Origin of the sequence: Stenotrophomonas acidaminiphila, assembly GCA_002951995.1 — a bacterium.
Classification (GTDB): domain Bacteria; phylum Pseudomonadota; class Gammaproteobacteria; order Xanthomonadales; family Xanthomonadaceae; genus Stenotrophomonas; species Stenotrophomonas acidaminiphila_A.
Genome location: CP019797.1, coordinates 3,405,840 through 3,431,767 on the forward strand (window position 1 = coordinate 3,405,840; position 25,928 = coordinate 3,431,767).

Sequence of the window (25,928 nt, forward strand, 5' to 3'; positions counted from 1 at the left end):
CTTGCGTCGAGCGGCACCGCCGAGGGTGGAGCAGCCTGCCGGATCATCGCGCCGCGTGGCGCGCGGACACAAGCCTACTTGCTGCTGACGTATTTCTCGCGGCGCAGTTGCGGCAGCGGCAGGCCGGCCGCGCGGAGCGCCTCGAAACAGGCATCGACCATGACCGGGTTACCGCACAGGTAGGCGATGTCGCGGGCCGGGTCCGGAGCGATTTCGGCCAGCTGCTGCTGCACGTAGCCGCTGCGCACGTCCGGGTGCGGATCGGCCGGCAGCTCGCGCGACAGGCACGGCATGTAGCGGAAGCCCGGGTGGGCATCGGCGAAGGCGCGGAAATCATCGGCGTACAGCAGTTCGGCCGGGGTACGCGCGCCCTGCAGCAGCACCACCTCCACCCCGCGCCCGGCCATCGCCCTGGCCAGCAGCGGCAGCATCGAGCGGTACGGGGTGACGCCGGTGCCGGTGGCGATCAGCAGGTAACGGCCGTTGTGGTCGCCCGGCTGCAGGCAGAAGCGCCCGAACGGGCCGCTGGCGGTGATGCACTGGCCGGTCTCCAGGCCCTCGAACAGGGCGGTGGCGGCACCGCCGGGCACGAAGCTGACCGCGATGTCCACCGCGTCGCCCGGGCCGAGCGCGTGGTCGTGGAGGGTCGCCAGCGAGTAGCTGCGCTTGGTGGCGGTGCCGTCGGCGTAGTGGAAGTGCACCTGGATGAACTGCCCGGGCTGGAAATCCAGCGGCTGGCCGTCGTCGCGGACGAACTGGTAATGACCGACGGTGGGCGCCAGCATGCGGCGACCGACCAGCTTGAGGGGGAATTGGACAGGCACGAACGGGAAACAGTGTGTAGCCGGGCTGGTGCCGCGGGGCCTCCTATAATAGCCCCTCGCACTCATCCGGCGCCGTCACCCCGGCGCGAAGGCCCGAGCTTGGACTCCCGAATCCCTCCCGTCGCGCCGGCACTGCGCGTCCATGATCTCCGCAAGACCTACGACAACGGCGTGGAGGCGCTCAAGGGCGTCTCGCTGGAGGTCGCCCCGGGCGATTTCTTCGCCCTGCTCGGCCCCAACGGCGCCGGCAAGTCCACCCTGATCGGCATCGTCTCGTCGCTGGTGAACCTGAGCGCGGGCAGCGTGCAGGTGTTCGGCACCGACCTGGTGGCCGAACGCAGCGCGACCATGCGCCTGATCGGGCTGGTGCCGCAGGAGATCAACTTCAACCTGTTCGAAAAGCCCTTCGACATCCTGGTCAACTACGCCGGGTTCTACGGCATCCCGCGCGCCGAGGCCGAGGCCCGCGCCGAGCAGGAGCTCAAGCGCGCGCACCTGTGGAACAAGGCGCAGATGATGAGCCGCACGCTGTCCGGCGGCATGAAGCGGCGGTTGATGATCGCCCGCGCGATGATGACCCGCCCGCGGCTGCTGATCCTGGACGAGCCCACCGCCGGGGTGGACATCGAGATCCGCCGCGACATGTGGAAGACGCTGCAGGAGATCAACGCCGCCGGCACCACCATCATCCTCACCACGCACTACCTGGAAGAGGCCGAGCAGCTGTGCCGCAACCTGGCCATCATCAACCACGGCCGGATCGTCGAGCAGGGGCCGATGCGCGCGCTGCTGGCCAAGCTGGACGTGGAAGGGTTCGTGCTGGACATCGACGGCGAGCTGCCGGCGCAGCTGCCGCACATCGAAGGCGCGCAGCTGGCCGCGGTCGACGCGCACACCCTGGACCTGGACATGCCGCGGGCGATGGACCTGAACCGCGTGTTCGACGCGCTGGGCGCCGCCGGCATCCGCGTGCGCTCGATGCGCACCAAGAGCAACCGCCTGGAGGAGCTGTTCGTGCGCCTCACCGGCAACCTGGAGAACACCGCCGCATGAGCACGCCCGCTCCCCTGACCGACAGCGCCCGCAACCGGGTGGCGCTGGGCACCATCGTCCGCCGCGAGGTCAACCGCATCCTGCGCATCTGGGGCCAGACCCTGGTGCCGCCGGCCATCACCATGACCCTGTACTTCCTGATCTTCGGCGGCCTGATCGGCTCGAAGATCGGCGACATGGGCGGCTACAGCTACATGCAGTTCATCGTGCCCGGGCTGGTGATGATGAGCGTGATCCAGAACAGCTACGGCAACATCAGCTCCTCGTTCTTCGGCGCCAAGTTCGGCCGCCACGTCGAGGAACTGCTGGTCAGCCCGATGCCGAACTGGGTGATCCTGTGGGGCTACGTCGCCGGTGCGGTGCTGCGCGGGCTGATGGTCGGCGCCATCGTGCTGATGATCGCGCTGTTCTTTACCCGGGTGCACGTGCCGCATCCGCTGGTGACGCTGAGCACGGTGCTGCTGGGGTCGACGATCTTCTCGCTGGCCGGCTTCATCAACGCGGTGTACGCCAAGAAGTTCGACGACGTGGCCATCGTGCCGACCTTCATCCTGACCCCGCTGACCTACCTGGGCGGCGTGTTCTACTCGGTCACGCTGCTGCCGGGCTGGGCACAGGCGCTGACCAAGGCCAACCCGATCTTCTACATGGTCAACGCGTTCCGCTATGGCCTGCTGGGCACCAGCGACGTGCCGCTGTGGGTGTCCTACGCGCTGATGCTCGGCTTCGTCGCCGCGCTGACCGCGCTGTCGCTGTGGCTGCTGCGGCGCGGCGTCGGCCTGCGCAGCTGAGCGCGGCCGGTTTTTTTCCCTGATCCCGATGGAGCCGGCAACATGCGCATCCTGATCCTTGGCGCCGGCGGTACCGGCGGCTATTTCGGCGGCCGCCTGGCGCAGGCCGGCGGCGACGTGACCTTCCTGGTGCGGCCGGCGCGCGCGGCGCAGCTGCAGCGCGACGGGCTGGTGATCCGCAGCCCGCTCGGCGACGCCGCGTTCGCGGTGGCGCATGTCACCGCCGACGCGCTGCCGGCCGTGGCCGCGGCGCGGCCGTTCGACCTGGTGGTGCTCAGCTGCAAGGCCTACGACCTGGACAGCTCGATCGAGGCCATTGCACCGGCGATGGGCGCGGACACCACGCTGCTGCCGATCCTCAACGGCCTGCGCCACTACCCCGCGCTGGACGCCCGCTTCGGCCGCGCGGCGGTGCTCGGCGGGCTGTGCTTCATCAGTGCCACCAAGGCCGCGGACGGCGCCATCGTGCACCTGGACCGGCCGGCGCGGCTGACCTTCGGCGAGCGCGACGGCACCGGTGCAAGCGCACGCGTCGCCGCCCTGGCGGGCGCATGCCAGTCCGCCGGCATCGACCATCTCGCCACGGACGACATCACCGGCGAGCAGTGGATCAAGTTCACCTTCCTCGCCGCACTGGCCGCGGCCACCTGCGCGATGCGCGCCGATGTCGGCCACATCGTCGCCACCGACCACGGCGTCGCATTCATGCAGGCGCTGTACGGCGAATGCCTGGCCGCGGCCGCGCACGCCGGCCAGCCGATACCGGCCAAGGCGCAGGAGATCGCCCTGTCGGCGCTGACCCGGGCCGGCTCGCCGATCAAGGCGTCGATGCTGCGCGACCTGGAGACCGGCCAGCCGGTGGAAGCGGCGCACATCGTCGGCGACATGCTCGACCGCGCGCTGGCCGCCGCACACCCCGCGCCGCACCTGCGCGCTGCGTACTGCCATCTGCAGGCCTACGAAGCGCAGCGGCACGCATGACCACCGCCGGGGCGCTGCCGCAGCGGGTGCTGATCCTGGGGCTGGGCTTTGCCGGGCGCGCGCTTGCGCTGCACCTGCAGGCGCTGGGCGTCGCGGTGGCGGGCACGGTGCGCGATCCGGCGGCCGCGCCCGGCGATGGCATCGCGCGCCACCGCCTGCATCCGGACCACGCCCCCGACCCGGCGCTGCTGGCCGCCGTCGCCCGCGCCGACGCGGTGCTGTGCAGCGTGCCGCCCGACGCCGATGGCGACCCCGCGCTGCGCCTGCTCGGGCCTGCCCTGCAGGCCAGCCCGGCGCTGCGCTGGGTGGGCTACCTGTCCTCGACCGGGGTCTACGGCGACCGCGGCGGCGGCTGGGTCGACGAACACGCCGAAGCCGATGCCGGCGATGCCGTCGCGCTGCGGCGGCTGCGTGCCGAAGCGCAATGGCGCGCGCTGGCCGCTGCGCGCGGCATCGCCTCGGCCACGTTGCGCCTGCCCGGCCTGTACGGCCGCGGCCGCAACGCGCTGGTGCGGCTGGCCCAGGGCAACGCGCGCCACATCGTGCGGCCCGGGCTGGTGTTCAACCGGCTGCACGTCGATGACCTGGCCGAAGCGGTGGTCGCGGCGATGCGCCGTCCGCTCCGCGATGCGTTGTACCTGCCGGCGGACGACGAACCGGCGCCGCCGCAGGACGTGCTGGCGCATGCGGCGCGGCTCGGCGGCTTCGCGATGCCGCCGGCACAGGCCTGGGATGACGCCTCGCTGGAGCCGATGCTGCGCCGCTTCCATGCGAGCAACAAACGCATCGACAGCCGTGGCACGCGCCAGGCGCTGCAATGGCAGCCGCGCTTCCGCAGCTACCGCGAGGGACTGGCGGACGCCTGGGAAGCAGGCGACGGGCGTCCCGGTCCGGCCGGCACCACGCCCTAGCCGGCCTCGGGCAGGCGGAAGAACGCGCGGGTGGCGGCGGTGGCGTTGGCTGCGGTGAGCGTCACCGGCTCGCCGCGGTCGCGTGCCAGTTCCTCGACGATGTGCGCCAGGAACGCCGGTTCATTGCGGCGGTCCTTGGGCAACGGCCGCAGCGTGCGCGGCAGCAGGTAGGGCGCGTCGGTCTCGATCATCAGCCGCTCGGCCGGGATGTGCTTCACCAGCTCGCGCAGGTGCGCGCCGCGGCGCTCGTCGCACAGCCAGCCGGTGATGCCGATATGCCAGTCGCGGTCCAGGTAGTCGAACAGCTCGCGGCGCTCGGCGGTGAAGCAATGCACCACCGCCGGGCCCAGCCGGCCATCGAAGTTCTTCATCATCGCCAGGAAGTCGTCGTGCGCGTCGCGCTGGTGCAGGAACAGCGGCTTGCCCACGCCGTCGACGGCAAGGTCCGCGGCCAGCTGCAGCTGCCGCTCGAACGCGCGGCGCTGGGCCGGTCGCGGCGAGAAATCGCGGTTGTAGTCCAGCCCGCATTCGCCCACCGCGACCACTTCCGGGTGCGCGTGCAGCGCACGCATCTGCGCGTCGCATTCATCGGTGTATTCGACCGCGTGGTGCGGATGCACCCCGGCGGTGGCGTACAGAAACCCCGGATGCCGCTGCGCCAACGCCAGCGCCAGCGGCGAGTGCTCGCGGCTGGCGCCGGTCACCACCATCTGCGCCACGCCGGCGGCACGCGCGCGCTCCAGCACCGCGTCCAGGTCATGGGCAAAGGACTCGTGGGTGAGGTTGGCGCCGATGTCGATCAGTTGCATGGCCGTGGGCAGGGGTGCGGAGACGGGAACCGCGCATTGTAGGCGGTCGCGCCGGCACGAACCCTTATCCTTGCGCGATGGCTCGCCCCGACTTCCCCATTTCCCCGCTGCTGCCGGCCATCGCCGACAGCTTGGCCGCGCACCCGCGGCTGGTACTCGAAGCCCCGCCCGGTGCCGGCAAGACCACCCAGGTGCCGCTGGCGCTGCTCGATGCGCCCTGGCTGCAGGGCGGCCGCATTCTGATGCTGGAGCCGCGCCGCGTCGCCGCGCGCAGCGCCGCCCAGTTCATGGCCCGGCAGCTCGGCGAAGCGGTCGGCGAGACCGTCGGCTACCGCATCCGCTTCGAGAACAAGGTTTCCGCGCGCACCCGCATCGAGGTGGTCACCGAGGGCATCCTCACCCGCATGCTGCAGGACGACCCGCTGCTGGAAGGCGTCGGCGCGCTGCTGTTCGACGAATTCCACGAGCGCCACCTGTCGGCCGACCTCGGCCTGGCCCTGGCGCTGGACGTGCAGGCCGGTCTGCGCGAGGACCTGCGCATCGTGGTGATGTCGGCCACCCTCGACGGCGAGCGGCTGGCGGCGTTCCTGGACGCGCCGCGCCTGTCCAGCGAGGGCCGCGGCTTTCCGGTGGAGATCACGCATTTCCCGGCGCGGCGCGACGAGGCGCTGGAAGCGCAGGCGCGGCGTGCGGTCGAGCACGCGCTGACAGCGCATCCGGGCGACGTGCTGGTATTCCTGCCGGGCCAGCGCGAGATCGCGCGCGTGCAGGCCGCGCTGGAGCCGGTGCTCCCCGCCGATACCGACGTCCTGCCGCTGCACGGCGAACTGCCGGTCGAGCAGCAGTCGCGGGTGCTGCAGCCGGACCCCGACGGCCGCCGCCGCGTGGTGCTGGCCACCAACGTCGCCGAATCCTCGGTGACCCTGCCCGGCGTGCGCGTGGTGGTCGACGCCGGCCTCGCGCGCGAGCCGCGTTACGACCCCAACAGCGGCTTTTCCCGGCTGGACGCGGTGGCGATCTCGCAGGCTTCGGCCGACCAGCGCGCCGGCCGTGCCGGCCGCGTGGCCGCCGGCTGGGCGCTGCGGCTGTGGCCGCAATCGCAGCGGCTGGAACCGCAGCGGCGCCCGGAGATGGCACAGGTGGAGCTGGCCGGGCTGGCGCTGGAGCTGGCCGCCTGGGGCAGCGACGCGCTGCGCTTCGTCGATCCACCACCGGCCGGCGCGCTGGCCGCCGCGCGCGAGCTGCTGCAACGGCTTGGCGCGCTCGACGGCACCGCGATCACCGGCAGCGGCCGGCGCATGCTGGCGCTGGGCACCCACCCACGGCTGGCGGCGATGCTGCTTGCCGCGGCCAATCCGCGCGAACAGGCCCTGGCCGCCGACCTGGCCGCACTGCTGGAGGCGCGCGACCCGCTGCGCCAGGGCGGCGATGCGCTGGCCGCCCGCTGGCGCGCGCTGGCCGCGTTCCGCAACGGGCGCGCGCCGCACGATGCCAGCCGCAGCGCCCTGGCCGCCATCGACACGGCGGCGCGGCAATGGCGGCGGCGCCTGCGCTGCGATGCCACGCCGCCGGCCGACCTCGAGGCACACGAACTGGGCGACCTGCTCGCCCACGCCTTTCCCGACCGCATCGCCGCGCGCCATCCCACCGACCCCCTGCGCTACCAGCTGGCCAACGGCCGCAGCGCGCGCCTGTTCGACACCAGCGACCTGCGCGGCGAACCCTGGCTGGTGGTCAGCGAGCTGCGCTTCGAGGCGCGCGACGCGCTGCTGCTGCGCGCCGCGCCGGTGGACGAGGCGCGGCTGCGTGCCGATTTCCCGCAGCGCTTCCAGCAGCGCGACGTGGTGCGCTGGAACGGCGAGCGGCGCGCGCTGGAGGCGCGCCGCGAATCCGGCTTCGACCGCATCGTGCTGGACAGCCGCCCGGCCGGCAGGGTCGATCCGGCACAGGCCGCGCGCGCGCTCACCGACGCGGTGCGCGAACTGGGGCTGGACGCGCTGCCGTGGACCGACGCCCTGCGCCAGTGGCGCTACCGGGTGCAGGGCCTGCGCCAGTGGATGCCGGAACTGGGCCTGCCCGACCTGTCCGACGCGGCGCTGCTGGGCACGCTTGACACCTGGCTGCTGCCGGCCTTCGCCGGCAAGACCCGGCTCGACGCGCTGGCCGAAGCGGAGCTGGGCGAAGCACTGAAGTCGCGCATCGACTGGAACCTGCGCCAGCAGATCGACCGCCACGCCCCGGTACGGATCAACGTGCCGTCGGGGCTGGAGCGCGCCATCGACTACGCCCTGGACGACGATGGCATCAGCCCGCGTCCGCCGGTGCTGGCGGTGAAGCTGCAGGAACTGTTCGGCCTGGCCGACACCCCGCGCATCGCCGACGGCCGCGTGCCGCTGCTGCTGCACCTGCTCTCGCCCGGTGGCAAGCCGCTGCAGGTGACCGGTGACCTGCGCAATTTCTGGGAGAACACCTATGCGGAGGTGCGCAAGGAGATGAAGGGCAGGTACCCCAGACATCCGTGGCCTGATGATCCTTGGAGCGCAACCGCAACACATCGGGCAAAACCTCGCGGGACGTGACAGATCGTCTCCCGTGGCGACGGTGGCACGGGGCTGGACTACGAATTCCTGCGTGGCGCGGAGCGCAACCGCAACACATCGGGCAAAACCTCGCGGGACGTGACAGATCGTCTCCCGTGGCGACGGTGGCACGGGGCTGGACTACGAATTCCTGCGTGGCGCGGAGCGCAACCGCCACGCACCGGGCAAAACCCCGCGGGACGTGACAGATCGTCTCCCGTGGCGACGGTGGCACGGGGCCGGACTGCGAATTCCTGCGTGGCGCGGAGCGCAACCGCCACGCACCGGGCAAAGCCACGCGGGACGTGAAAGATCGCCTCCCGTGGCGACGGTGAAAGCGCGGAATGGACTACGGATTCATGCCTGGCGCGGCCCGGCACCCCATGGCATGCGGATCATCGTAGGTGCGGGGCTCGCCCCGCACGCAACGACCGGAAGGCCGTGTGGGGCGAGCCCCACACCTACGGAGGAGTGCGTCCGGCCCGCTGGTGACTAACATTTCCTGCACGCGCATCCCGCGACACTGCATGCCCGCCCCCGCAACCGAGGATTCCCCCATGAGCAAGTTCAGCGACATCACCGGATCGGCCCTGGAACGGGCCATGGAACTGGCCGGCCACGCCGGCGACAGCCTCAGGCAGGGCGGCTCCAACGCCGCCGACTGGCTCAAGGCCGGCGCCGCGATCGGCGCCATGAAGACCGGCGGTCGTGCCGTGGGCCGGGTGGCACGACGCAATCCCACCGCCACCATCGCCGTGGCCGCGGTCGGCCTGGGCCTGATCGGCTACGCGGTCTACCGCAAGAACAGGCGCGACAACGCCGCACTGGAGGCGAAGTCGCAGCAGATCGCCCAGCGCCGCCGCGCCCAGACCACGGTGGACGAGACCAGCGACATCGGCAGCGACGCCTGACCCATGCGGGCGCGCCACGCGGCGCGCCCGTCCCTGTCCTACCCCTGCAGCACCCGCCACTGCCCGGGCTGCAGGCCATCGAGCGCATGCGTCCCCATCGCCGCGCGCACCAGGCGCAGCGTCGGCAGGCCCACCGCCGCGGTCATGCGCCGCACCTGGCGGTTGCGGCCCTCGCGCAGGGTGATCGCCAGCCACGCGTCGGGCACGGTCTTGCGGAACCGCACCGGCGGGTCGCGCGGCCACAGCGCCGGCGGTGTTTCCAGCAGCTGCACCCGCGCCGGCAGCGTCGGCCCGTCATTGAGCAGCACGCCGTCACGCAATGCCTGCAGCCGCTCCGGGCTCGGCACGCCTTCCACCTGCACCCAGTAGGTCTTGTCCTGCTTGTGCCGCGGATCGGTCAGGCGGTGCGCCAGGCCGCCGTCGTCGGTGAGCAGCAGCAGGCCTTCGCTGTCGTAGTCCAAGCGCCCTGCCGCGTACACGTTGCCGGGCAGGCCGAAGCCGGCCAGTGTCGCCCGTGGCGGCTGGCTGCGGTCGGTGAACTGGCACAGTACGTTGAAGGGTTTGTTGAAGGCGATGAGCATGGCAGCCGGGCACAACGACGACGATGACGGTGGCGGACGGGGATGGCCGCAGCCGCGGCGTCATCCACCCGCGCTGCGCAACCGGCCGGAACGGCAGGGCGCGCGGCCGCCGGCAAGGCGTGCCGCGCGGGCGTCGATGCGCCCCGCCCTGCGTTCGGCGCCGCTCAGGGCTTCACGAAGCGCAGCGTCATGCGGTCGCTTTCGCCGATCGCCTTGTACCGGGCGGCATCGGCGGCGTCGTGGTTGTTGGATGGCGGCAGCGTCCACACGCCATTGGGGTGATCCTTGGTGTCGCGCGGGTTGGCGTTGATCTCGCTGGTCTGCTGCAGCCTGAAGCCGGCGGCTTCGGCCATGGCGATCACCTGCGCCTGGCCGACGTAACCGCTCTTGTCGTCGGCGGCGACGTCGGCCTTGGCGCGGTGTTCCACCACGCCCAGCGTGCCGCCGGGCTTGAGCACCGCGAAGAACGCACGGAACATGCCCTCGGCCTGGTCGGCCGCGCGCCAGTTGTGCACGTTGCGGAAGGTCAGCACCACGTCGGCCGAACCCGGCTTGCCCAGCACCGGCGCCGCCGGGTCATAGGCGACCACGGTGGCCTTGTCGAACAGCGCCGGCGCGGCGGCGAACTTCTTCTCCAGCCCGTCGCGGGTACGTTGCTGGTAGTCGCGGCCCTTGCCGGCCGGCAGCGCCATCGGGTCGACCACCGCGGCCACGTACTGGCCGTGGGCACGCAGGTAGGGCGCGAGGATCTCGGCGTACCAGCCGCCGCCCGGGGTGATCTCGACCACGGTCTGCTGCGGCTGCACGCCGAAGAACTCCAGAGTCTGCAGCGGGTGCCGGTACGCGTCGCGCGCGGTATTGGCCGGGCTGCGCCAGTCACCGCCGACCGCGGCCTGCAGCTGCGCGGACGCAGACGCGGCCGGCGCAGCATGCATGGCGGCGTGGTCGTGGCCGGCGTGTGCGTGGTCCTGCGCGGCGGCAGGCAGGGCGGCGAACAGCAGACAGGCGGCAACCAGCGGGGCAATGGTCTTCATCGGGAGATTCCACGGTTGGAGTCCGGCGAGCCTAGCATGCGTGCGCGGCGGGCCGCCGGCCGCTGCGTATATGCTGGAGCGCCGACGCCAAGGAGCTGCGCATGACCCGTTTACGCGAACTCGGCCGTTCCGGCCTGCAGGTGGCCCCCGTCGCCTTCGGCGGCAACGTGTTCGGCTGGAGCGTGGACGAAAAGACCGCCTTCGCCCTGCTGGACGCATTCGTCGAGGCCGGCTTCAACCTGGTCGATACCGCCGACGTGTATCCGGCGTGGGTGCCGGGCAACACCGGCGGCGAGTCGGAAACCATGATCGGCCGCTGGCTCCGGCGCAGCGGCAAGCGCGACCAGGTGGTGCTGGCGACCAAGGTCGGCAAATGGGCCGAGCGCCCCGGGCTGTCGGCCGGCAACATCCATGCCGCGGCGGAGGATTCGCTGCGGCGCCTGCAGACCGACGTGATCGACCTGTACCAGGCGCACGAGGACGACGCGTCGGTGCCGCTGGAGGAGACCCTGGGCGCCTTCGCGCGCCTGGTCGAGGCCGGCAAGGTGCGCGCCATCGGCGCCTCCAATTACAGCGCCACGCGCCTGCGCGACGCGCTGAAGGTATCGGCCGACTACCACCTGCCGCGCTACGAGAGCCTGCAGCCGGAGTACAACCTCTACGACCGTGCCGGCTACGAAGCGGAACTGGAGCCGCTGGCGCGCGAACAGGGGCTGGGGGTGATCGGCTACTACGCGCTGGCCAGCGGCTTCCTCAGCGGCAAGTACCGCAGCGCCGACGACGCCGGCAAGAGCGGCGCGCGCGGTGCCAGGGTGGTCGCGCGCTACCTGGATGCGCGTGGCCTGCGCATCCTCGCCGCGCTCGACGATATCGCCGCCGCGCACCGGGCGACACCGGCGCAGGTCGCGCTGGCGTGGCTGATCGCGCGGCCCGGGATCACCGCGCCGATCGTCAGCGCCACCGGCGTGGAACAGCTGCACGAGGTGCTCGCCGCCGCGCGGCTGGCACTGTCTGCCGCGGACATCGCCCAGCTCGACACGGCCAGCGCGGGGGACTGAATGCGCCGCGGGTTGAACCCGGCGCCGGCGCGGTCGTAGCATCCGTGCCACAGGGGGCGGACCGCGAACGGAGACCGCTCATGCAGAACCCGCACGGTGCAGACCGCCACGGCCTGGATGTGGACGCGGAGATGGCGTACTGGCGCAGCGTCCACGCCATCGGCCGGCTCGGCCGGCACGCGTTCGACCCGTACCGGCGACTGCTGCAGATGGGCCTGGAGCTCTACCGGGCATGGCCGCACGCCAGCGAGGAGCAGCTCTACCGCGCGCTGCAGGACAACCACCATCGCTATGCGCCGGCGCTGGCGGTGCCCTGGGACGAGGCCCGCTGGCGGGTGCGCCACGCCTGGCACCACGCCCGCCAGGCGCAATCCCTGGATCAGGCGCGCCGCTTCAGCCCGCTGCCAGCAACCAGTCGCGCAGCGCCGCACTGACCTCATCGGGCTTTTCCATCGGCGCCAGGTGCCCGCAGCCGGGCAGCAGCAACAGCCGCGAGTGCGGCGCCAGCGCGTGCATTTCCTCGCTGACCGCCGGCGGTGTGATGCGGTCGTTGGCCCCGCACACGATCAGCAACGGGTCGCGGTAGGCGGCCAGCACGTCGTGGCCATCGCGCCGTTCCAGTGCGCTCTGCCGCAGGAACACCTCCGCGCCCAGGCGCGTGGTCATGTCGCGCACGCGCCGCACCAGCGCCTCGTCGTGCAGGCGCGAGGCGTCGATGTAGCTGCGCATCAGCCGGTCGCCGAAACCGTGGAAGGTGCCGGGCAGGCGCACGCTGGCCTGCTGCGCGCGGCGCTGCGCGGCGCGCTGCGGCGAATCGGCGTGGATCGAAGTACCGATCAGCGCCAGCCGCCCGACCCGCTGCGGGGCGACGCGCAGGATCTGCTGGGCGACGAAGCCGCCCAGCGAGAACCCGGCCAGCGCGAACCGCGGCGGCGCCTGCGCCAGCACGTCGGCGGCCACCGCCTGTAGGGTCGTCCCGCGGGTCTGGTCGCCGACGATGCAGTCGGCGATGCCGGACAGGTCGGCGATCTGCGCGCGCCACAGCTCGGCGTCGTTGAGCAGGCCCGGCAGCAACAGCAGCGGGATCTTCCCGGGAGCATTCCCGGCGGCGGTGGTGTGCATGGCGCCCATTGTCGCGCCGCCGGCACTCAGCCGGTACCGTCACCCGTGGAATGCACCGGCAGGGTGACGTTCATGATCGCCGGGTCGTCGGGATCGGGCTTGACCTTGAAACCGAGCGTGCGGCACATCGCCAGCATGGTGCTGTTCTCGCGCAGCACCTGGCCCTCGACCACGTTCAGGCCCTGCCAGCCGGCGTATTCGATCATGATCTGCATCAGCTTCCAGCCGATGCCGTGGCCCTTGAGGTCGGAGCGGATCAGGATGCCGTACTCGCCGCGGTCGTAGTCGGCGTCGGCGTGCAGGCGCACCGCGCCGAGCATGTCGCCGCTCTTCGGGTCGATGGCCACCAGCGCGATCGAGCGGGCATAGTCGAGCTGGGTCAGGCGCGCGATGAACTCGTGGCTGAAATGCTTGACCGACTGGAAGAAGCGCAGGCGCAGGTCGTCGTCGGTGACGCGGGCGAAGAACGCGCGGAACAGCGCGTCGTCCTCCGGCCGCACCGGGCGCACGAAGGCGCGGGCACCGTCGGACAGTTCGATGTTGCGCTCCCATTCGGTCGGATACGGGAAGATCGCGAAGCGCGGATGGCCGCGGCCCTTGTGCAGGCGCCGCACCGGGGCGATGGCGATGCGCGCGTCCAGCGCCATCACCCCGTCGCGGTCGGCCAGCAGCGGGTTGAGGTCCAGGCCGCGGATCTCGGGGATGTCGGCGGCCAGCTGCGCCAGCTTGACCAGCACCAGCGCCACCGCGCGTTCGTCGGCGGCCGGCACGTCGCCGTAGGCCTTGAGGATGCGCGAGACCCGGGTGCGGCCGATCACCTCGTGCGCCAGGCGCAGGTCCAGCGGCGGCAGCGCCAGGGTCTTGTCGTCGATCACTTCCACCGCGGTGCCGCCGCGGCCGAACACCAGCACCGGCCCGAACACCGGGTCGTCGGCGATGCCGGCGATCAGCTCGCGCGCCTTGGGCCGCACCAGGGTCTGCTGCAGCAGCACGCCCTCGATGCGCGCCTGCGGGCGCAGTTCGCGCGCGCGCTGCAGGATCGAGGTCGCCGCCACGTGCACCGCCTGCAGCGTGCCCAGGTTCAGGCGCACGCCATCGACGTCGGACTTGTGCGGGATGTCCGGCGACAGCACCTTGACCGCCACGGTCGCGCCGCGCTCGAGCAGCGGCTGCGCCAGCTCCATCGCCTCATGCGCGTCGCGCGCGACCATCACCGCCAGCGACGGGATGCCATAGGCCTGCAGCAGCGCGTGCGTGGCCACCGGGTCCAGCCACTGCTGGCCGCGCGCCAGCGCCGACTCCACCAGCGCGCGCGCGGCCGCCACGTCCACCACGAAATCGGCCGGCAGGCTGGGCGGCGTCTCCATCAGCGCCGCCTGCGCCTGGCGGTAACGCACCAGGTGCTGGAACCCGCGCACCGCCTCGGCCTCGCTGGGATAGGTGGGCACCCGCGCGGTATTGAGCGTGGCGGTGGCCTGCTCGTCGTTGCCCAGCCACACCGCGAACACCGGCTTGTCGCGCAGCTGCCGCGAGCGCAGCCCGAGGGTGCGGGTCAATGCCTGCGCCGCATCGGCCGACGAGGTGAACGCGGTGGGCACGTTGACCACCAGCAGCGCGTCGTTGGCCTCGTCGGCCAGCAGCGCCTCCACCGCCGCGGCGTAACGGTCGCCGCCGGCATCGACGATGATGTCCACCGGGTTGTCGCGCGACCAGCCCTGCGGCAGCGCCTGGTCCAGGTGCGCCACGGTCGCCGGCGACAACGCCGCCAGGGTGCCGCCCAGGGCCTGCAGCTGGTCCACCGCCAGCCGGCCGATGCCGCCGCCGTTGCTGAGGATCGCCAGCCGGTTGCCCGGAAACGTGCCGAGCCGGCCCAGGGTCTCGGCGGCGGTGAACAGTTCGTCGAGCGCGTTCACCCGCAGCAGGCCGGCGCGGTTGAACGCCGCCCCGTACACCGCATCGGATGCGGCCAGGGTCTGCGCGTGGGTCTCGGCGCGCGCCCCGGCGCTGCGCGGCTGGCGCCCGGACTTGACCACCACCACCGGCTTGGCGCGCGCCGCCGCGCGCGCGGCCGACATGAATTTGCGGGCGTCGCTGATCTGGTCGACGTAGAGCAGGATCGCGCGGGTGCGGTAGTCGGCGGCGAAGTAGTCGAGCAGGTCGCCGAAATCCACGTCCAGCGCGTCGCCCAGCGACACCACCGCCGAGAACCCGATCGAGCGTGCCACGCCCCACTCCACCAGCGCGGCGGCGATCGCGCTGGATTCGGAGATCAGCGCCAGGTCGCCGGCCTGCGGGGTGTGCGCAGCGATGGAGGCGTTGAGCCGCGCGTGCGGCGCGATCACCCCCAGGCAGTGCGGGCCGAGGATGCGCATGCCCTTCGGCCGCGCCGCCGCTTCCACCTGCGCGGCCAGCGAGCCGGGGCCGCGGCCGAGCCCGGCGGTGAGGATGATGGCCGCGGCCACCCCCAGCCCGGCGGCGGCGGCCACCACCTGCGGCACCATCGCCGCCGGCGTGGTCACCACCACCAGGTCCGGTATCCACGGCAGGTCCTTGAGCCGCTTGACCGTGCGCATGCCGTCGATCTCGGCGTGGCGCGGGTTGACCCAGCCGATCTGCCCGGCGAAGCCGCCCGCGCGCAGGTTGCGCACCACCGCGCGCCCGGCCGAGCGCTCGCGCGGGCTGCCGCCGACCACGGCCACGGAACGGGGACGGAACACGGTCTGCAGGTGGTAGGTGCTCATCGCGATGCCGGCAACGGGAACGCGTTCAAAGGTACACGCGTCGCGGTACCCGCGGCATGAGCACGATCAAGCGGCACGGTGCCCTGCGCACCCGTCGCGACGGCTGGCGGCGGGGCACGCCGGGCCGTGCCGGCCTGGCGCACCGCGCCCCACGGGCGGCCATCCGCGGCGCGTGATGCCGGTGGGCAGCGCCTGGCGCCACCCGGGCGACGGCACCGGAGCCCTGCCCCGCGCCTGCCGTGGCAGCGCCGGCGGCGCCGACGCCGGCCACGTGCCGCGTGCGTGCCAACCGGCCCTCGCCCGCTACAGCAGCGTTCCGCCGAGGATCATCGCCGCGATGCTGAAGTAGATGACCAGCCCGGTGACGTCGACCAGGGTGGCCACGAACGGCGCCGACGCACTGGCCGGGTCGAAGCCCAGCCGCTTGAGCACGAACGGCAGCATCGACCCGGACAGCGAGCCGAAGGTGACGATGCCCACCAGCGCCGCGCCGATGGTCAGCGCCAGCAGCTTCCAGTGCGCGCCGTAGTCGTGCAGGCCGGTCAGTTGCCAGATGCTGATGCGGGCGATGGCCAGCAGGCCGAGGATGCCGCCGAGCACCGCGCCGGTCGGCAGTTCGCGCAGCGCCACCTTCCACCAGTCGCGCAGGCGCAGCTCATGCAGCGCCAGCGAGCGGATCAGCAGCGAGGTCGCCTGCGAACCCGAGTTGCCGCCCGAACTCATGATCAGCGGGATGAACAGGGTCAGCACCACCGCGCGCGCCAGTTCGTCCTCGTAGTGCTGCATGGCGCTGGCGGTGAGCATTTCGCCCAGGAACAGCACGCTCAGCCAGCCGGCGCGCTTGCGGATCATGTCGAAGAACCCGATCTGCATGTATGGCCGGTCCAGCGCCTCGACGCCACCGAACTTGTGCACGTCCTCGGTGGATTCGTCGATCAGCGCGTCGAGGATGTCGTCCACGGTGACGATGCCCAGCATGCGCCGCTGCGCGTCCACCACCGGGATCGCCAACAGGTCGTGGCGGCGGATCAGCTGCGCCACTTCCTCCTGGTCCAGCTCCGGGCCGACGCTCACCGGCGGGTTGACCTGGGCCACATCGAGGATCGAGTCCGACGGCGCGCCGGTGATCAGCCGGCGCATGGTCACCACCTGCAGCAGCTGCGCGGTGCGCGGGTCGAGTACGTAGATCGCGTAGACCGTCTCGCGGCTGCGCTCGACCTCGCGGATGTGCTGCAGCGTGCGCGCCACGGTCCAGTCCGCGGGGACGCTGACGAACTCGGTGGTCATCAGTGCGCCGGCGGTGTTGGGCGGGTAGCTGAGCAGCAGCTGGATCGAGCGGCGCGCGGCCGGATCGAGCAGCGGGATCAGCCGCGCGCGCTCGTCCTCGTCCAGCTCATGGACGATGTCGGTGGCGCGGTCGTCGGCCATCAGCCCCAGCAGCGCGGCGGCCCGGGCCGGCGGCATCGCCGCGACCAGCTCGCCGGCATGCTGCAGCTCCGGCGCTTCCAGCAGCTTGACCGCGCGCGGCAACGGCAATGCCGCCAGCACCGCGCCGGCTTCGGCCTGTTCGAGCTGGTTGAGATAGACCACCGCGTCGGCGGTGTTGAACCCGGCCAGGGGTGCGCCCAGGGCGCTGGCGTCCGCTGCCGGACGCAGGAGTTGCTTCTGGTTCATCGTGTTTCGCCTTGCCGACCGGGTCGGCTGCTGGGTTGCGGGCGCAACGCCGGCAGCGGCGAAACACCCACTCAGGCGTTGGCCGTCACCGACGTCGGACGAGATCGACTTGTACTGTCGCTGGGCATGGGTGGGACTCCGAAGGGTCGCCGCGACGGCAGGGGCCGGCGGCTGCGCGAGTCTGCGACCGGCGCGCGACGCGGTCAAGCGGCGTGCCGTGAAATTTTCCAAGGCCGCAGGCGCGCGGTACTCTTTCGTACAGGCATCGGCATGCGCCCGCCCCGGCCGCCGCTCCGCCTTTCCCCTTCTCTATTCTCCGAGCGTGATCCCGATGCATGGCGGCGGTCTGGAACTGGCCCTGGTGCTGCTGTTGGCGGCGGTGATCGCCGTGCCGGTGTTCAAGCGCTTCGGGCTGGGCGCGGTGCTGGGCTATCTGGCCGCCGGCGTGGTGCTGGGCCCGCACGTGCTGGCGTTCGTGCACGACGCCGACCGCATCCTCAACGCCGCCGAGATCGGCGTGGTGATGCTGCTGTTCGTGATCGGGCTGGAGCTTTCGCCGTCGCGGCTGATGGTGATGCGGCGCACGGTGTTCGGCGGCGGCGCGCTGCAGGTGCTGGTCACCGCCGGGGTGCTCGGCGGGCTGTTGCTGCTGTACCACTTCCAGTGGAAGAGCGCGCTGGTGATCGGCACCGCGCTGGCGCTGTCCTCCACCGCGATCGGCCTGCAGCTGCTGTCCGAGCACAAGGCCCTGAACACCGACTACGGGCGGCTGGGCTTCGCCATCCTGCTGTTCCAGGACCTGGTCGCGATCCCGCTGCTGGCGGCGATTCCGCTGCTGGGCGGGATCCGCAACGAGACCCTGACCTGGCAGAACGTGGCCACCGCGGTCGGCGCGCTGGCCGTGGTGATCCTGCTGGGCCGGCCGGTGCTGCGCCACCTGTTCGGCATGGTCGCGCGCACGCGCATGCCCGAGGTGTTCACCGCCAGCGCGCTGCTGGTGGTGCTGGGCACCGCATGGCTGATGCAGAAGGCCGGGCTGAGCCCGAGCCTGGGCGCGTTCCTGGCCGGCGTGCTGCTGGCCGACTCCGAGTTCCGCCACGAGATCGAGTCGCAGATCGAGCCGTTCAAGGGCCTGCTGCTGGGGCTGTTCTTCATCGCCGTGGGCATGAGCATCGACCTGGCGCGGATCGCCGCCGAGCCGACCGTGATCGCGATCGGCGTCGGCGTGCTGCTGGCGGTGAAATTCGGGCTGCTGGTGCTGATCGGCCTGGCCGCGCGGATGCCGCTGCGCAGCGCGCTGATGCTGGGCAGCGTGCTGTGGCTGGGCGGCGAGTTCGCCTTCGTCGTGTTCAACGAGGCCGAGCGCGTCAACCTGCTGGGGCGCATCAACCATGACCGCCTGGTCGCCATCGTCAGCCTGTCGATGGCGTTGACCCCGCTGCTGATGATCGGGCTCAAGCAGCTGGTGCGGCCGCGCGCCCCGAACCGGGGCCCGGAACGCGCGCCGGACAACCTGAACGAGGCCCAGGCGCAGCACCCGCAGGTGCTGATCGCGGGCATGGGCCGCTTCGGCCAGATCGTCGCGCGGCTGCTCACCGCGCAGCGCATCCCGTTCGTCGCGCTGGAAGCCGACCCGGGTACGGTGGAAGACCTGCGCCGCTTCGGCAACCATCTGTATTACGGCGATCCCACCCGGCCCGACCTGCTGCGCGCGGCCGGCGGCGACCAGATCCGGGTGTTCGTGATGGCCATGGACGACCCCGACACCAACCTGCGCGCGGTGCGCCTGGTGCGGCGGCTGTACCCGCAGGCCAAGGTGCTGGCGCGCGCGCGCAACCGCCAGCACGCCTGGAAGCTGATGGACATGTCGGCCGAGCCGTTCCGCGAAGTGTTCGGGTCGAGCCTGGAGATCAGCGAACGGGTGCTCACCGCGCTGGGCATCGCCGAGAACACCGCGCGCGAGCACGTGCGCCGTTTCCGCGAGCATGACGAGAAGCTGCTCAAGGCCCAGCACCTGGTCTACGACGACGAGGCGGCGGTGATGCAGACCTCGCGCGATGCGCGCGCCGACCTGATGCAGCTGTTCGAGGCCGATGCCGGCGACGGCAAGGACGACGGGACGCCGGAGCGGCCGCCGACGAACCGCGAATGAGGCCCGCGCGCCGCGGCAGCGGCGACTGAAACCGTGGCGCGGCGGCCTGCGACAGCGGCAGCGGCCGCCAGGGTCGCGGGCGGGCCGCGCTCAGCCGCGGTCGCGCAGGAACCGGGCCATCGACGACACCCCGGCACCGCCGGTTCGAACTCGCCGGCCACGTCGATGAAGCCGCGCATGACCGCGATCTCGCGCGGGCTGCGGCCCAGCGCATCGCGCAGGTCGGGGTCGGCGCCGGCGCGCAGCAGGCGCTGCACCAGCAACGGCAGGCCATGCAGCGCGGCCAGGTGCAGCGGGCCGAAGCCGCGCGGATCGCGCACGTCCAGCGCCACTTCTTCATCGAGCAGGCGCTCGACCGCGGCCAGCACCACCTGCTCGTCACAGGCAGTGCCCGGCTCGGCGCGCGCGCCCAGCAGCAGCAGCAGCGGGGTGACCGTACCGGCAGAAGCCTGGTCCGGCTCGGCGCCGGCCAGCAGCAGGGTGTCGAGCAGCGCCAGCAGCCGGGTGCGGTCGCGCGCGGTGAACCCGTAGAGCGCGGCGCAGTGCAGCGGCGCCAGCTGCTGGTCATCGCCGGCGTGCACGTCGGCGCCTGCGGTCAGCAGTTTGGCGGCGATGTCGGGCAAGCCGAGCGCGGCAGCCAGCATCAGCACGGTGACGCCGCCCGGCAGGCGGTGGTCGATGCGCGCGCCGGCGTCGAGCAGGGCGGTGACGATGGCCGCCTGGCGCATGCTCACCGCCGCCGACAGCGGCGTGGCGCCGCTGGCGGCCGCATGCTGCGGATCGGCGCCGCGCGCCAGCAGCAGGTCCACGGTGGCGACGTGGCCGCCACCGGCCGCGCGCAGCAGGCCGGTGCAGCCCTGCGCATCGACCGCATCCACCGGCAGGCCCAGTTCGATCAGCCGGCGCACGGCGTCGGCATCGCCGGCCATCGCCGCGGCCGGCACGTCGGCTTCGCGCAGCGGCCGCAGCGGCAGCGGCCAGCCACGCCAGTCCAGCCAGTCGGCCAGGTCGCGGCGACCGCTGGACAGGGCCACGCCGAGCGGCGTCTGCCCGTCTGCGGCGCGCGCGTCCGGCGAGGCGCCCTGCATCACCAGCTGCTTCAGCGACGCCTCGCGTGCCAGCGCGGTGGCCAGGTGCAGTGCGGTCATGCCGTGGCTGTCGCGCGCTTCGCGGTCGGCGCCGTGCACCAGCAGCCAGTGCTGTACCTTCAACCAGCCCAGGCGTACCGCCAGCGCCAGCGGCGGATCGCCGGCAGGCGAACCGCCGAACGGATCGGCGCCGCGCTCCAGCAGCTCCAGTACGAACTGTTCGGTACCGCGCGAGCCCTGGTCGTGCTGCACGCAGGCGGCCAGCAGGCGCCCCAGCCCGCCGCGCCCGGCGGGCGAAACGCCATGCCGCAGCAGCACCTGCAGCGTCGGGATGGCATCCACCCCGCGCGCCAGCAACGCGAACATCGGCGTGTCGCCGCAGGCGTCGAGCACTTCGGCATCGGCACCGTGGGCCAGCAGCCAGTCGACCACGCGCGGCTGCAGCGCCAGTTCCACGGCGTGCAGCAGGGTGCCCAGCTCGCGCGCCGAACACAGCCGCGCCAGCGGCGCCATGCCCTCGGTGTTGCCGAAGGCCAGCGCCTCGCGCAGCAGGGCCAGCGGCGGGCGGTCGTTGAGCGGCGGCGCCGCGGCGGCGCCATCGCCGGCGTCGGTGCCGGCCAGCGCGTCGCTGACCGCGGCGGGCAGCGGATAGGCCGGGTCCAGCAGCGAGACGATGCTCCAGCGCCCGGCCGCGGCCGCGTGGTCGATGGCGCGGCGGCCGTCGGCAGCGACCGCATCGGCGGCGATGCCCAGGTCCAACAGGCGCCGCACCAGCGCCGCAGTCACGTTCTCCGCGCGGCAGGCCAGCAGCACCGCGTTGCAGCCCTCGCCATCGACCGCGGTGACATCGGGCTTGTGCGCGAGCAGGCGCTCGAGCACGCCGGCATGGCCATGCGCGGCAGCGTCCAGCCACGGCGTACGGCCGGCGGCATCGCGCGGTTCGACATTGGCGCCGGCCGCGAGCAGCGCATCGACGATGTCGCCATGGCCGGCCGCGGCGGCCTCGTGCAGGGCGCTGCGGCGGCGGCGGTCGCGCGCGTCCAGCCGTGCCTTGTGCTTGAGCAGCAGCTGCACGCCGGCGGCGTCGTCGTCTTCGGTGGCCGCGGCGGGAATGAGGACCGGCACGCCGTCGGCGGGCTCCACCTTGGCGCCGCGCTCGAGCAGGAACCGCGCCAGCCGCCAGTTGCCGGCCTGGCAGGCCACCGCCAGCGGACTGTGGCCGTCGTGGTTGAGCGCGTCGATTTCGGCCGCGGCATCGCGCAGCAGTGCAGCCACGCCGGGGTCGGAACTGCGCGCGGCATGATGCAGCGGGGTGTTGCCGTCGGCGTCGGTGGCGCGCGGATCGGCGCCGTTGGCCAGCAGGGTCATCACCGCCTCGGGACGCCCGTGCCAGCTGTCGCGGGTGGCCGCCAGCAGCGGGGTCATGCCGCGATGGGCCAGGTTCACGTCCACGCCGCGGCCGATCAGCGCGCGAAGCAGGCGCAGGTCGGGCAGCACCGCGGCCAGCACCACCAGGCTGCGCTGGTCGCGCGAATCAGCCGGCGGCGGCGCATGCGGATCGGCGCCGGCGTCGAGCAGCTGCAGGGCGCGGTCCACGCGCCCGGCACGCGCGGCCTCGTACAGCTGCGGCACCCATTCGTGCTGCGCCATCGGCTCCAGCGGCGCCGGTTCGGCCAGGGCCTCGGCGAACGGATCGAACGCCGGCGCCGCCGTCGCCGGCGCGGCCGCTGGCGCGGCGGGCAACGCCTGCAGCGCAGCGTGCAGCAACGGCGAAAGGAGCGCGGTGGCGATGGCCAGCGGCCAGCGCAGGCCATCGCCGAGCAGACCCGGCCAGGCCGGCGCCACCACCGCCGCGCACAGCAGGCACAGCAGCAGCGCCGCGCCGATGCCGTGCCAGGAATCCATGGCGCGCGCGGACAACGCCTGGGCCTGCGCGCGCAGGGTGCCGCCTTCGCGCTCCAGCGCCTGCCACAGCGGCCAGGTGCGCCACAGCGCCGCCACCGCGATGCTCAGCGCCACGCACAGTGCCAGCACCGCCTGCAGGCTGCCGCTGTCGTGCAGCGCCGCCAATGGCCAGGACACCAGCAGCGCCAGCAGCCCGGTGCCCGCGGCCCAGACCACAAGCAGCCCCGGCAGGTCGTGCCGCGGCAGCGCGGCCAGCGGCGCGGTGGCGCGCGTGCGCCGCCACCACGACACCGCCAGCGCGAACGCCGGCTGCGCCAGCAGGCCGCACACGGCGGCCGGCAGGCCACCGAGCGCGGTGGCGAGTGCGAGCAACCCGCCGAGCGCCAGCGCGCCGAGGGCACGGCTGCGGCGGGCGTCAGTCATCGCGGCCGTCGATGCGGGCGATCTTCACCGGCGCCAGGGGCTGCGGCGGCAGCTGCAGGTGGAAGCCGTGCGTGGCCAGGTTGGCGCGCACGAGCGCGGCGTCGGCCTGGGCCAGCCGCCGTTCCGGGGTCAGCGCGACTTCCAGCACGAACGCGAACGGTGCCAGGGTGGCGCCGAGCGTGGCCGGGATCGCGTCGAAGTCGTCGCGCTTGGCAAGGTAGACGTAGGTGTCCGGCTTGCGTTGGCTTTTGTAGACGTAGGCTTGCATGCCCGCGGGCGTTGCCCTGCTTGGGAATGCGGGAGATTGTGTCGGAAACCCGACGCCGGTGAAAGGCATTGCCGTACGCAGCCGTCCGCGGCTTTGCCGGAGCTTCATTCATTTTCATCAAGAAATGCGTACGCCATCACCCTGCCGGGACGCCGTACGGTGGACGGGCACCCCGATATACTCGCGCCCCGCCCCATGTCCGGAAGACCGCGTGACCGCCGCAATGCCACCGCGCCTGCTCCCGCTGAACATCCTCGCGCACAGCGCCACCACCGCGCTGGGCGCAGGACTGGATGCGCAGCGCCAGGCGCTGGCGCAAGGCCGCAGTGGCCTGCGCCGCAACGACTTCGGCAACGACCCGCTGGACTGCTGGATCGGCCGCGTCGACGGCGTGGAGGACGTGGCGCTGCCGCCGGCGCTGGCCGGCTTCGACTGCCGCAACAACGCGCTGGCATGGCTGGCGCTGCAGCAGGACGGCCTGCTCGACGCGGTGGCCGCGGTTGTCGCCCGCCACGGCGCGCACCGCGTGGCGGTGGTGATGGGCACCTCCACCTCGGCCATCGGCGCCACCGAAGCGGCATATGCGCGGCTGCACACCGATGAAGCGGGCGTGGCGCATTTCCCGCCGGAGCTGCAGCGCCCGCGCATCCACACCCCGCACGCGCTCGGCGACTTCGTCCGCGCCGCCACCGGGCTCGGCGGCCCGTGCGTGACCGTGGCCACCGCCTGTTCGTCGAGCGCCAAGGTGTTCGCGCAGGCCGCGCGGCTGATCCATGCCGGTTTCGCCGATGCCGCCCTGGTCGGCGGCGTCGATACCCTGTGCGGCAGCGTGCTGTTCGGTTTCCATTCGCTGCAGCTGGTCGCCACGGCGCCCTGCCAGCCGTTCGACGCGCGCCGCAGCGGGCTGTCGCTGGGCGAGGCCGGCGGCTATGCGGTGCTGGAACGCGCCGGCGCCGGCCCGGAGACCGCGCTGCAGCTGGGCGGCTACGGCGAATCCAGCGACGCCCACCACATGTCGGCGCCGCATCCGCAGGGGCTGGGCGCGCGCCTGGCGATGCGCCAGGCGCTGCACAGCGCCGGGCTCGAGCCCGCGCAGCTGGGCTACCTCAACCTGCACGGCACCTCGACCCCGGCCAACGACGGCATCGAGGCCGCCGCGGTGGCGGCGCTGTTCCCGCCGTCGCTGCACGCCAGCTCGACCAAGGGCTGGACCGGCCACACCCTGGGCGCGGCCGGCATCGTCGAGTCGGTGTTCGCGCTGCTGGCCTTGTCCGACGGGCTACTGCCGGGCACGCTCAACAGCACGGTTCCCGACCCGGCCTGCGGACCGCAGATCCGGTTCGACAATGCGCGGGCGGATATCCGCCACGCGATGAACAACTCTTTCGGCTTCGGCGGCAACAACTGCTCGCTGGTATTCAGCAAGGTGGGATGAGGCGCATGCGCGAGGCGGTCGTCGAAGGCATCGGATTCTGGGGCAGCGGGCTGCCCGACTGGGACGCGGCGTGCGCCTGGGCGCGGGGCGGCGTGCATCCGGCGCAGGTGCCGGCACGCCCGGCCCCGCTGCTGCTGGCCGCCAACGAGCGCCGCCGCGCGCCGGCCACGGTGGCGGTGGCGCTGGAAGCCGCGCTCGCCGCCTGCGAGGCGGCCGGGCGCGAGGCAGCGACGCTGCCGTCGGTGTTCGCGTCCACCCATGGCGAAATGTCGATCAGCGACTACATGTGCACCACGCTGGCCAGCGACCCGCGCGCGGTGTCGCCCACCCGCTTCCACAACTCGGTGCACAACGCCGCCGCCGGCTACTGGACGATCGGCACCGGCGCGCATGTGCCGGCCACCGCGATCAGCGCCGGCCGCGGCAGTTTCGCGCAGGGCCTGATCGAAGCGATGGCGCAGCTGGCCGCCGGCAGCGAGGCGGTGCTGCTGGTCGCCTACGACGGCCCGGCCTGTGGCCCGCTCGGCGAAATGGCCCCCAGCGAGGGCCTGCTGGGCGTCGCCCTGGTGCTGTCGAACAGCCCCTGCGCCGGGCTGCCGACGCTGCGCGTGGCGATGGCCACCGGCAGCGGCGACGGCAGTGCCGACGCGCCCGGGCCGTTGACGCGGCTGCTGGCCGGCAACGCGATGCAGCCGGCGCTGCCGCTGCTCGAAGCGCTGGCGCTGGAGCGCCCCCAGGTGCTGCTGCCGGCCGGGCCGGAGCAATGGCTGCAGGTCGCGATCGGCCATGGCTGAGCAACGCATGCTGGGTCCGGACGACGTGGCGGTGGTGATCCCCGCCCTGAACGAAGCGCTGCGCATCCGCGAGGTCGTGAGCGGCGCGCTTGCGTTCTGCCCGCACGTGATCGTGGTCGACGACGGCTCCGACGACGGGACCGTGGACTGCATCGCCGACCTGCCGGTCACCGTGCTGCGCCATGCGCGGCGCAGCGGCAAGGGCCAGGCGCTGCGCAGCGGCTTCGCCGAAGCCGTGCGGCGCGGCCTGCGCGGGGTGCTGACCATGGACGGCGACGGCCAGCACGCGGCCGCCGACCTGCCGCGGCTGCTGGCCTGCGCCAACCGCCACCCCGGCTGCATCGTCATCGGCGCGCGGCTGCGCAAGCGCGCCTCGCAGCCGCTGCTGCGGCGCCTGGCCAACGAGTTCGGCGACTGGGGCGTGGCCTGGGGTACGCACTACCAGGTGGCCGACAGCCAGAGCGGCCAACGCTTCTACCCGGCCGCGGTGATCGCCATGCGCGACATTCCCGGCGAGGATTTCGTGTTCGAGGCGCAGGTGCTGATCTCGGCGGCGCGGCAGCTCGGCACGCGCTGCGTGTCGGTGCCGATCGAATCGCGCTACCGCAGCGCCGACCGCGACGAGTGCTTCCGCCCCAGCCACTTCCGCCCGCTGCGCGACCTGACCCGGATCACCGTGCACATCGTGCGGCTGGCGCTGCGCCATGGCGACGTGCGCAGGGTCCACCGCCGCATCCGCGCCAACCCGCCACTGATCGACGACGGCGCGGGCGGGTAAGCGCAGCCGCGGTGAA

At 72.7% G+C, this 25,928-nt stretch carries 20 protein-coding genes and 1 pseudogene; 12 read left to right on the forward strand and 9 right to left on the reverse strand.

Annotated elements, in window-relative coordinates; translation table 11 throughout:
- Positions 1-74: 74 nt before the first annotated feature.
- A complete protein-coding gene (locus B1L07_15240; protein ID AUZ56213.1) occupies positions 75-824 on the reverse strand; it encodes a ferredoxin--NADP(+) reductase in 750 nt (249 codons plus the stop codon).
- A 99-nt stretch (positions 825-923) separates the two neighbouring features.
- Between B1L07_15240 and B1L07_15245 the strand changes: the two genes are divergently transcribed.
- Genes B1L07_15245 through B1L07_15260 form a run of 4 tightly spaced genes read left to right on the forward strand, consistent with a single transcriptional unit; the run spans position 924 to position 4,560 of the window.
- Positions 924-1,877 carry an ABC transporter gene (locus tag B1L07_15245; GenBank protein AUZ56214.1) on the forward strand — a complete coding sequence of 318 codons (954 nt, stop codon included), beginning with the start codon at positions 924-926 and terminating at the stop codon, positions 1,875-1,877.
- Positions 1,874-2,668 (forward strand): ABC transporter permease, encoded by a 795-nt coding sequence (locus B1L07_15250; GenBank protein AUZ56215.1) that lies wholly within the window; start codon positions 1,874-1,876, stop codon positions 2,666-2,668. Before B1L07_15245 ends, B1L07_15250 begins: the two co-directional genes overlap by 4 nt.
- A 42-nt stretch (positions 2,669-2,710) precedes the next feature.
- The gene (locus B1L07_15255) at positions 2,711-3,649 is read left to right on the forward strand and encodes a 2-dehydropantoate 2-reductase (protein ID AUZ56216.1); all 939 of its coding nucleotides are present in this window, start codon (positions 2,711-2,713) and stop codon (positions 3,647-3,649) included.
- Positions 3,646-4,560, forward strand: a complete 915-nt coding sequence (locus B1L07_15260) for an epimerase (protein ID AUZ56217.1) — start codon at positions 3,646-3,648, stop codon at positions 4,558-4,560. The genes B1L07_15255 and B1L07_15260 overlap by 4 nt, the downstream gene beginning before the upstream one ends.
- Here the strand turns inward: B1L07_15260 and B1L07_15265 are convergent.
- Positions 4,557-5,369 (reverse strand): hydrolase TatD, encoded by an 813-nt coding sequence (locus tag B1L07_15265; protein AUZ56218.1) that lies wholly within the window; start codon positions 5,367-5,369, stop codon positions 4,557-4,559. The genes B1L07_15260 and B1L07_15265 overlap by 4 nt on opposite strands.
- Positions 5,370-5,446: 77 nt before the next feature.
- On the opposite strand from B1L07_15265, the gene B1L07_15270 reads away from it, so the two are divergent.
- Positions 5,447-7,948 (forward strand): ATP-dependent helicase HrpB, encoded by a 2,502-nt coding sequence (locus B1L07_15270; protein AUZ56219.1) that lies wholly within the window; start codon positions 5,447-5,449, stop codon positions 7,946-7,948.
- A 557-nt stretch (positions 7,949-8,505) separates the two neighbouring features.
- Complete coding sequence (locus B1L07_15275; protein ID AUZ56220.1) at positions 8,506-8,859, forward strand: hypothetical protein; 354 nt, start codon at positions 8,506-8,508, stop codon at positions 8,857-8,859.
- 38 nt (positions 8,860-8,897) lie between these two features.
- Here B1L07_15275 and B1L07_15280 read toward each other — a convergent pair whose 3' ends face one another.
- Both B1L07_15280 and B1L07_15285 read right to left on the reverse strand, forming a co-directional pair.
- Complete coding sequence (locus B1L07_15280; protein ID AUZ56221.1) at positions 8,898-9,440, reverse strand: pseudouridine synthase; 543 nt, start codon at positions 9,438-9,440, stop codon at positions 8,898-8,900.
- A 164-nt stretch (positions 9,441-9,604) separates the two neighbouring features.
- Positions 9,605-10,426, reverse strand: coding sequence for a methyltransferase (locus B1L07_15285; protein AUZ56638.1), 822 nt, complete (start codon positions 10,424-10,426; stop codon positions 9,605-9,607).
- 149 nt (positions 10,427-10,575) lie between these two features.
- Here B1L07_15285 and B1L07_15290 point away from each other — a divergent pair, with 149 nt between their 5' ends.
- Together B1L07_15290 and B1L07_15295 are read left to right on the forward strand one after the other, a co-directional pair.
- Positions 10,576-11,532 carry an alcohol dehydrogenase gene (locus B1L07_15290; protein AUZ56222.1) on the forward strand — a complete coding sequence of 319 codons (957 nt, stop codon included), beginning with the start codon at positions 10,576-10,578 and terminating at the stop codon, positions 11,530-11,532.
- A gap of 80 nt (positions 11,533-11,612) precedes the next feature.
- Positions 11,613-11,966 (forward strand): hypothetical protein, encoded by a 354-nt coding sequence (locus tag B1L07_15295; protein AUZ56223.1) that lies wholly within the window; start codon positions 11,613-11,615, stop codon positions 11,964-11,966.
- Here B1L07_15295 and B1L07_15300 read toward each other — a convergent pair.
- The 3 genes from B1L07_15300 to B1L07_15310 form a co-directional block, all read right to left on the reverse strand.
- Positions 11,926-12,663, reverse strand: coding sequence for an alpha/beta hydrolase (locus tag B1L07_15300; GenBank protein AUZ56224.1), 738 nt, complete (start codon positions 12,661-12,663; stop codon positions 11,926-11,928). The genes B1L07_15295 and B1L07_15300 overlap by 41 nt on opposite strands.
- A gap of 17 nt (positions 12,664-12,680) precedes the next feature.
- Positions 12,681-15,395 carry a GNAT family N-acetyltransferase gene (locus B1L07_15305; GenBank protein AUZ56225.1) on the reverse strand — a complete coding sequence of 905 codons (2,715 nt, stop codon included), beginning with the start codon at positions 15,393-15,395 and terminating at the stop codon, positions 12,681-12,683.
- A 303-nt stretch (positions 15,396-15,698) separates the two neighbouring features.
- On the reverse strand, positions 15,699-17,069 hold the full coding sequence (locus tag B1L07_15310) for a magnesium transporter (GenBank protein ID AUZ56226.1): 1,371 nt from the start codon (positions 17,067-17,069) through the stop codon (positions 15,699-15,701).
- 331 nt (positions 17,070-17,400) lie between these two features.
- Between B1L07_15310 and B1L07_15315 the strand changes: the two genes are divergently transcribed.
- Positions 17,401-19,221: a glutathione-regulated potassium-efflux system protein KefB gene (locus tag B1L07_15315; protein ID AUZ56227.1), complete on the forward strand. Its 1,821-nt coding sequence runs from the start codon at positions 17,401-17,403 to the stop codon at positions 19,219-19,221.
- A gap of 90 nt (positions 19,222-19,311) precedes the next feature.
- On the opposite strand, the pseudogene B1L07_15320 reads toward B1L07_15315, so the two are convergent.
- Together B1L07_15320 and B1L07_15325 are read right to left on the reverse strand one after the other, a co-directional pair.
- A pseudogene (locus tag B1L07_15320) lies at positions 19,312-22,637 on the reverse strand (hypothetical protein).
- Complete coding sequence (locus B1L07_15325) at positions 22,630-22,905, reverse strand: hypothetical protein (protein ID AUZ56228.1); 276 nt, start codon at positions 22,903-22,905, stop codon at positions 22,630-22,632. The pseudogene B1L07_15320 and the gene B1L07_15325 overlap by 8 nt, the downstream one beginning before the upstream one ends.
- Before the next feature lie 235 nt (positions 22,906-23,140).
- Here B1L07_15325 and B1L07_15330 point away from each other — a divergent pair, with 235 nt between their 5' ends.
- Genes B1L07_15330 through B1L07_15340 form a run of 3 tightly spaced genes read left to right on the forward strand, consistent with a single transcriptional unit; the run spans position 23,141 to position 25,912 of the window.
- Entirely contained in the window at positions 23,141-24,340 is a 1,200-nt protein-coding gene (locus tag B1L07_15330) for a beta-ketoacyl-[acyl-carrier-protein] synthase II (GenBank protein AUZ56639.1), read from the forward strand.
- A 5-nt stretch (positions 24,341-24,345) separates the two neighbouring features.
- On the forward strand, positions 24,346-25,134 hold the full coding sequence (locus B1L07_15335; protein ID AUZ56229.1) for a hypothetical protein: 789 nt from the start codon (positions 24,346-24,348) through the stop codon (positions 25,132-25,134).
- Positions 25,127-25,912, forward strand: a complete 786-nt coding sequence (locus B1L07_15340) for a dolichyl-phosphate mannose synthase (GenBank protein ID AUZ56230.1) — start codon at positions 25,127-25,129, stop codon at positions 25,910-25,912. Before B1L07_15335 ends, B1L07_15340 begins: the two co-directional genes overlap by 8 nt.
- Positions 25,913-25,928: the final 16 nt, after the last annotated feature.

Bases quoted from the DNA above. Each gene is read 5' to 3' on its own strand.
- B1L07_15315 (AUZ56227.1), top strand. From the start codon at position 17,401: ATGCATGGCGGCGGTCTGGAACTGGCCCTGGTGCTGCTGTTGGCGGCG.
- B1L07_15310 (AUZ56226.1), bottom strand. From the start codon at position 17,069: ATGAACCAGAAGCAACTCCTGCGTCCGGCAGCGGACGCCAGCGCCCTG.
- B1L07_15275 (AUZ56220.1), top strand. From the start codon at position 8,506: ATGAGCAAGTTCAGCGACATCACCGGATCGGCCCTGGAACGGGCCATG.
- B1L07_15340 (AUZ56230.1), top strand. From the start codon at position 25,127: ATGGCTGAGCAACGCATGCTGGGTCCGGACGACGTGGCGGTGGTGATC.
- B1L07_15250 (AUZ56215.1), top strand. From the start codon at position 1,874: ATGAGCACGCCCGCTCCCCTGACCGACAGCGCCCGCAACCGGGTGGCG.
- B1L07_15300 (AUZ56224.1), bottom strand. From the start codon at position 12,663: ATGGGCGCCATGCACACCACCGCCGCCGGGAATGCTCCCGGGAAGATC.
- B1L07_15260 (AUZ56217.1), top strand. From the start codon at position 3,646: ATGACCACCGCCGGGGCGCTGCCGCAGCGGGTGCTGATCCTGGGGCTG.
- B1L07_15325 (AUZ56228.1), bottom strand. From the start codon at position 22,905: ATGCAAGCCTACGTCTACAAAAGCCAACGCAAGCCGGACACCTACGTC.
- B1L07_15305 (AUZ56225.1), bottom strand. From the start codon at position 15,395: ATGAGCACCTACCACCTGCAGACCGTGTTCCGTCCCCGTTCCGTGGCC.
- B1L07_15270 (AUZ56219.1), top strand. From the start codon at position 5,447: ATGGCTCGCCCCGACTTCCCCATTTCCCCGCTGCTGCCGGCCATCGCC.
- B1L07_15335 (AUZ56229.1), top strand. From the start codon at position 24,346: ATGCGCGAGGCGGTCGTCGAAGGCATCGGATTCTGGGGCAGCGGGCTG.
- B1L07_15255 (AUZ56216.1), top strand. From the start codon at position 2,711: ATGCGCATCCTGATCCTTGGCGCCGGCGGTACCGGCGGCTATTTCGGC.
- B1L07_15280 (AUZ56221.1), bottom strand. From the start codon at position 9,440: ATGCTCATCGCCTTCAACAAACCCTTCAACGTACTGTGCCAGTTCACC.
- B1L07_15295 (AUZ56223.1), top strand. From the start codon at position 11,613: ATGCAGAACCCGCACGGTGCAGACCGCCACGGCCTGGATGTGGACGCG.
- B1L07_15265 (AUZ56218.1), bottom strand. From the start codon at position 5,369: ATGCAACTGATCGACATCGGCGCCAACCTCACCCACGAGTCCTTTGCC.
- B1L07_15290 (AUZ56222.1), top strand. From the start codon at position 10,576: ATGACCCGTTTACGCGAACTCGGCCGTTCCGGCCTGCAGGTGGCCCCC.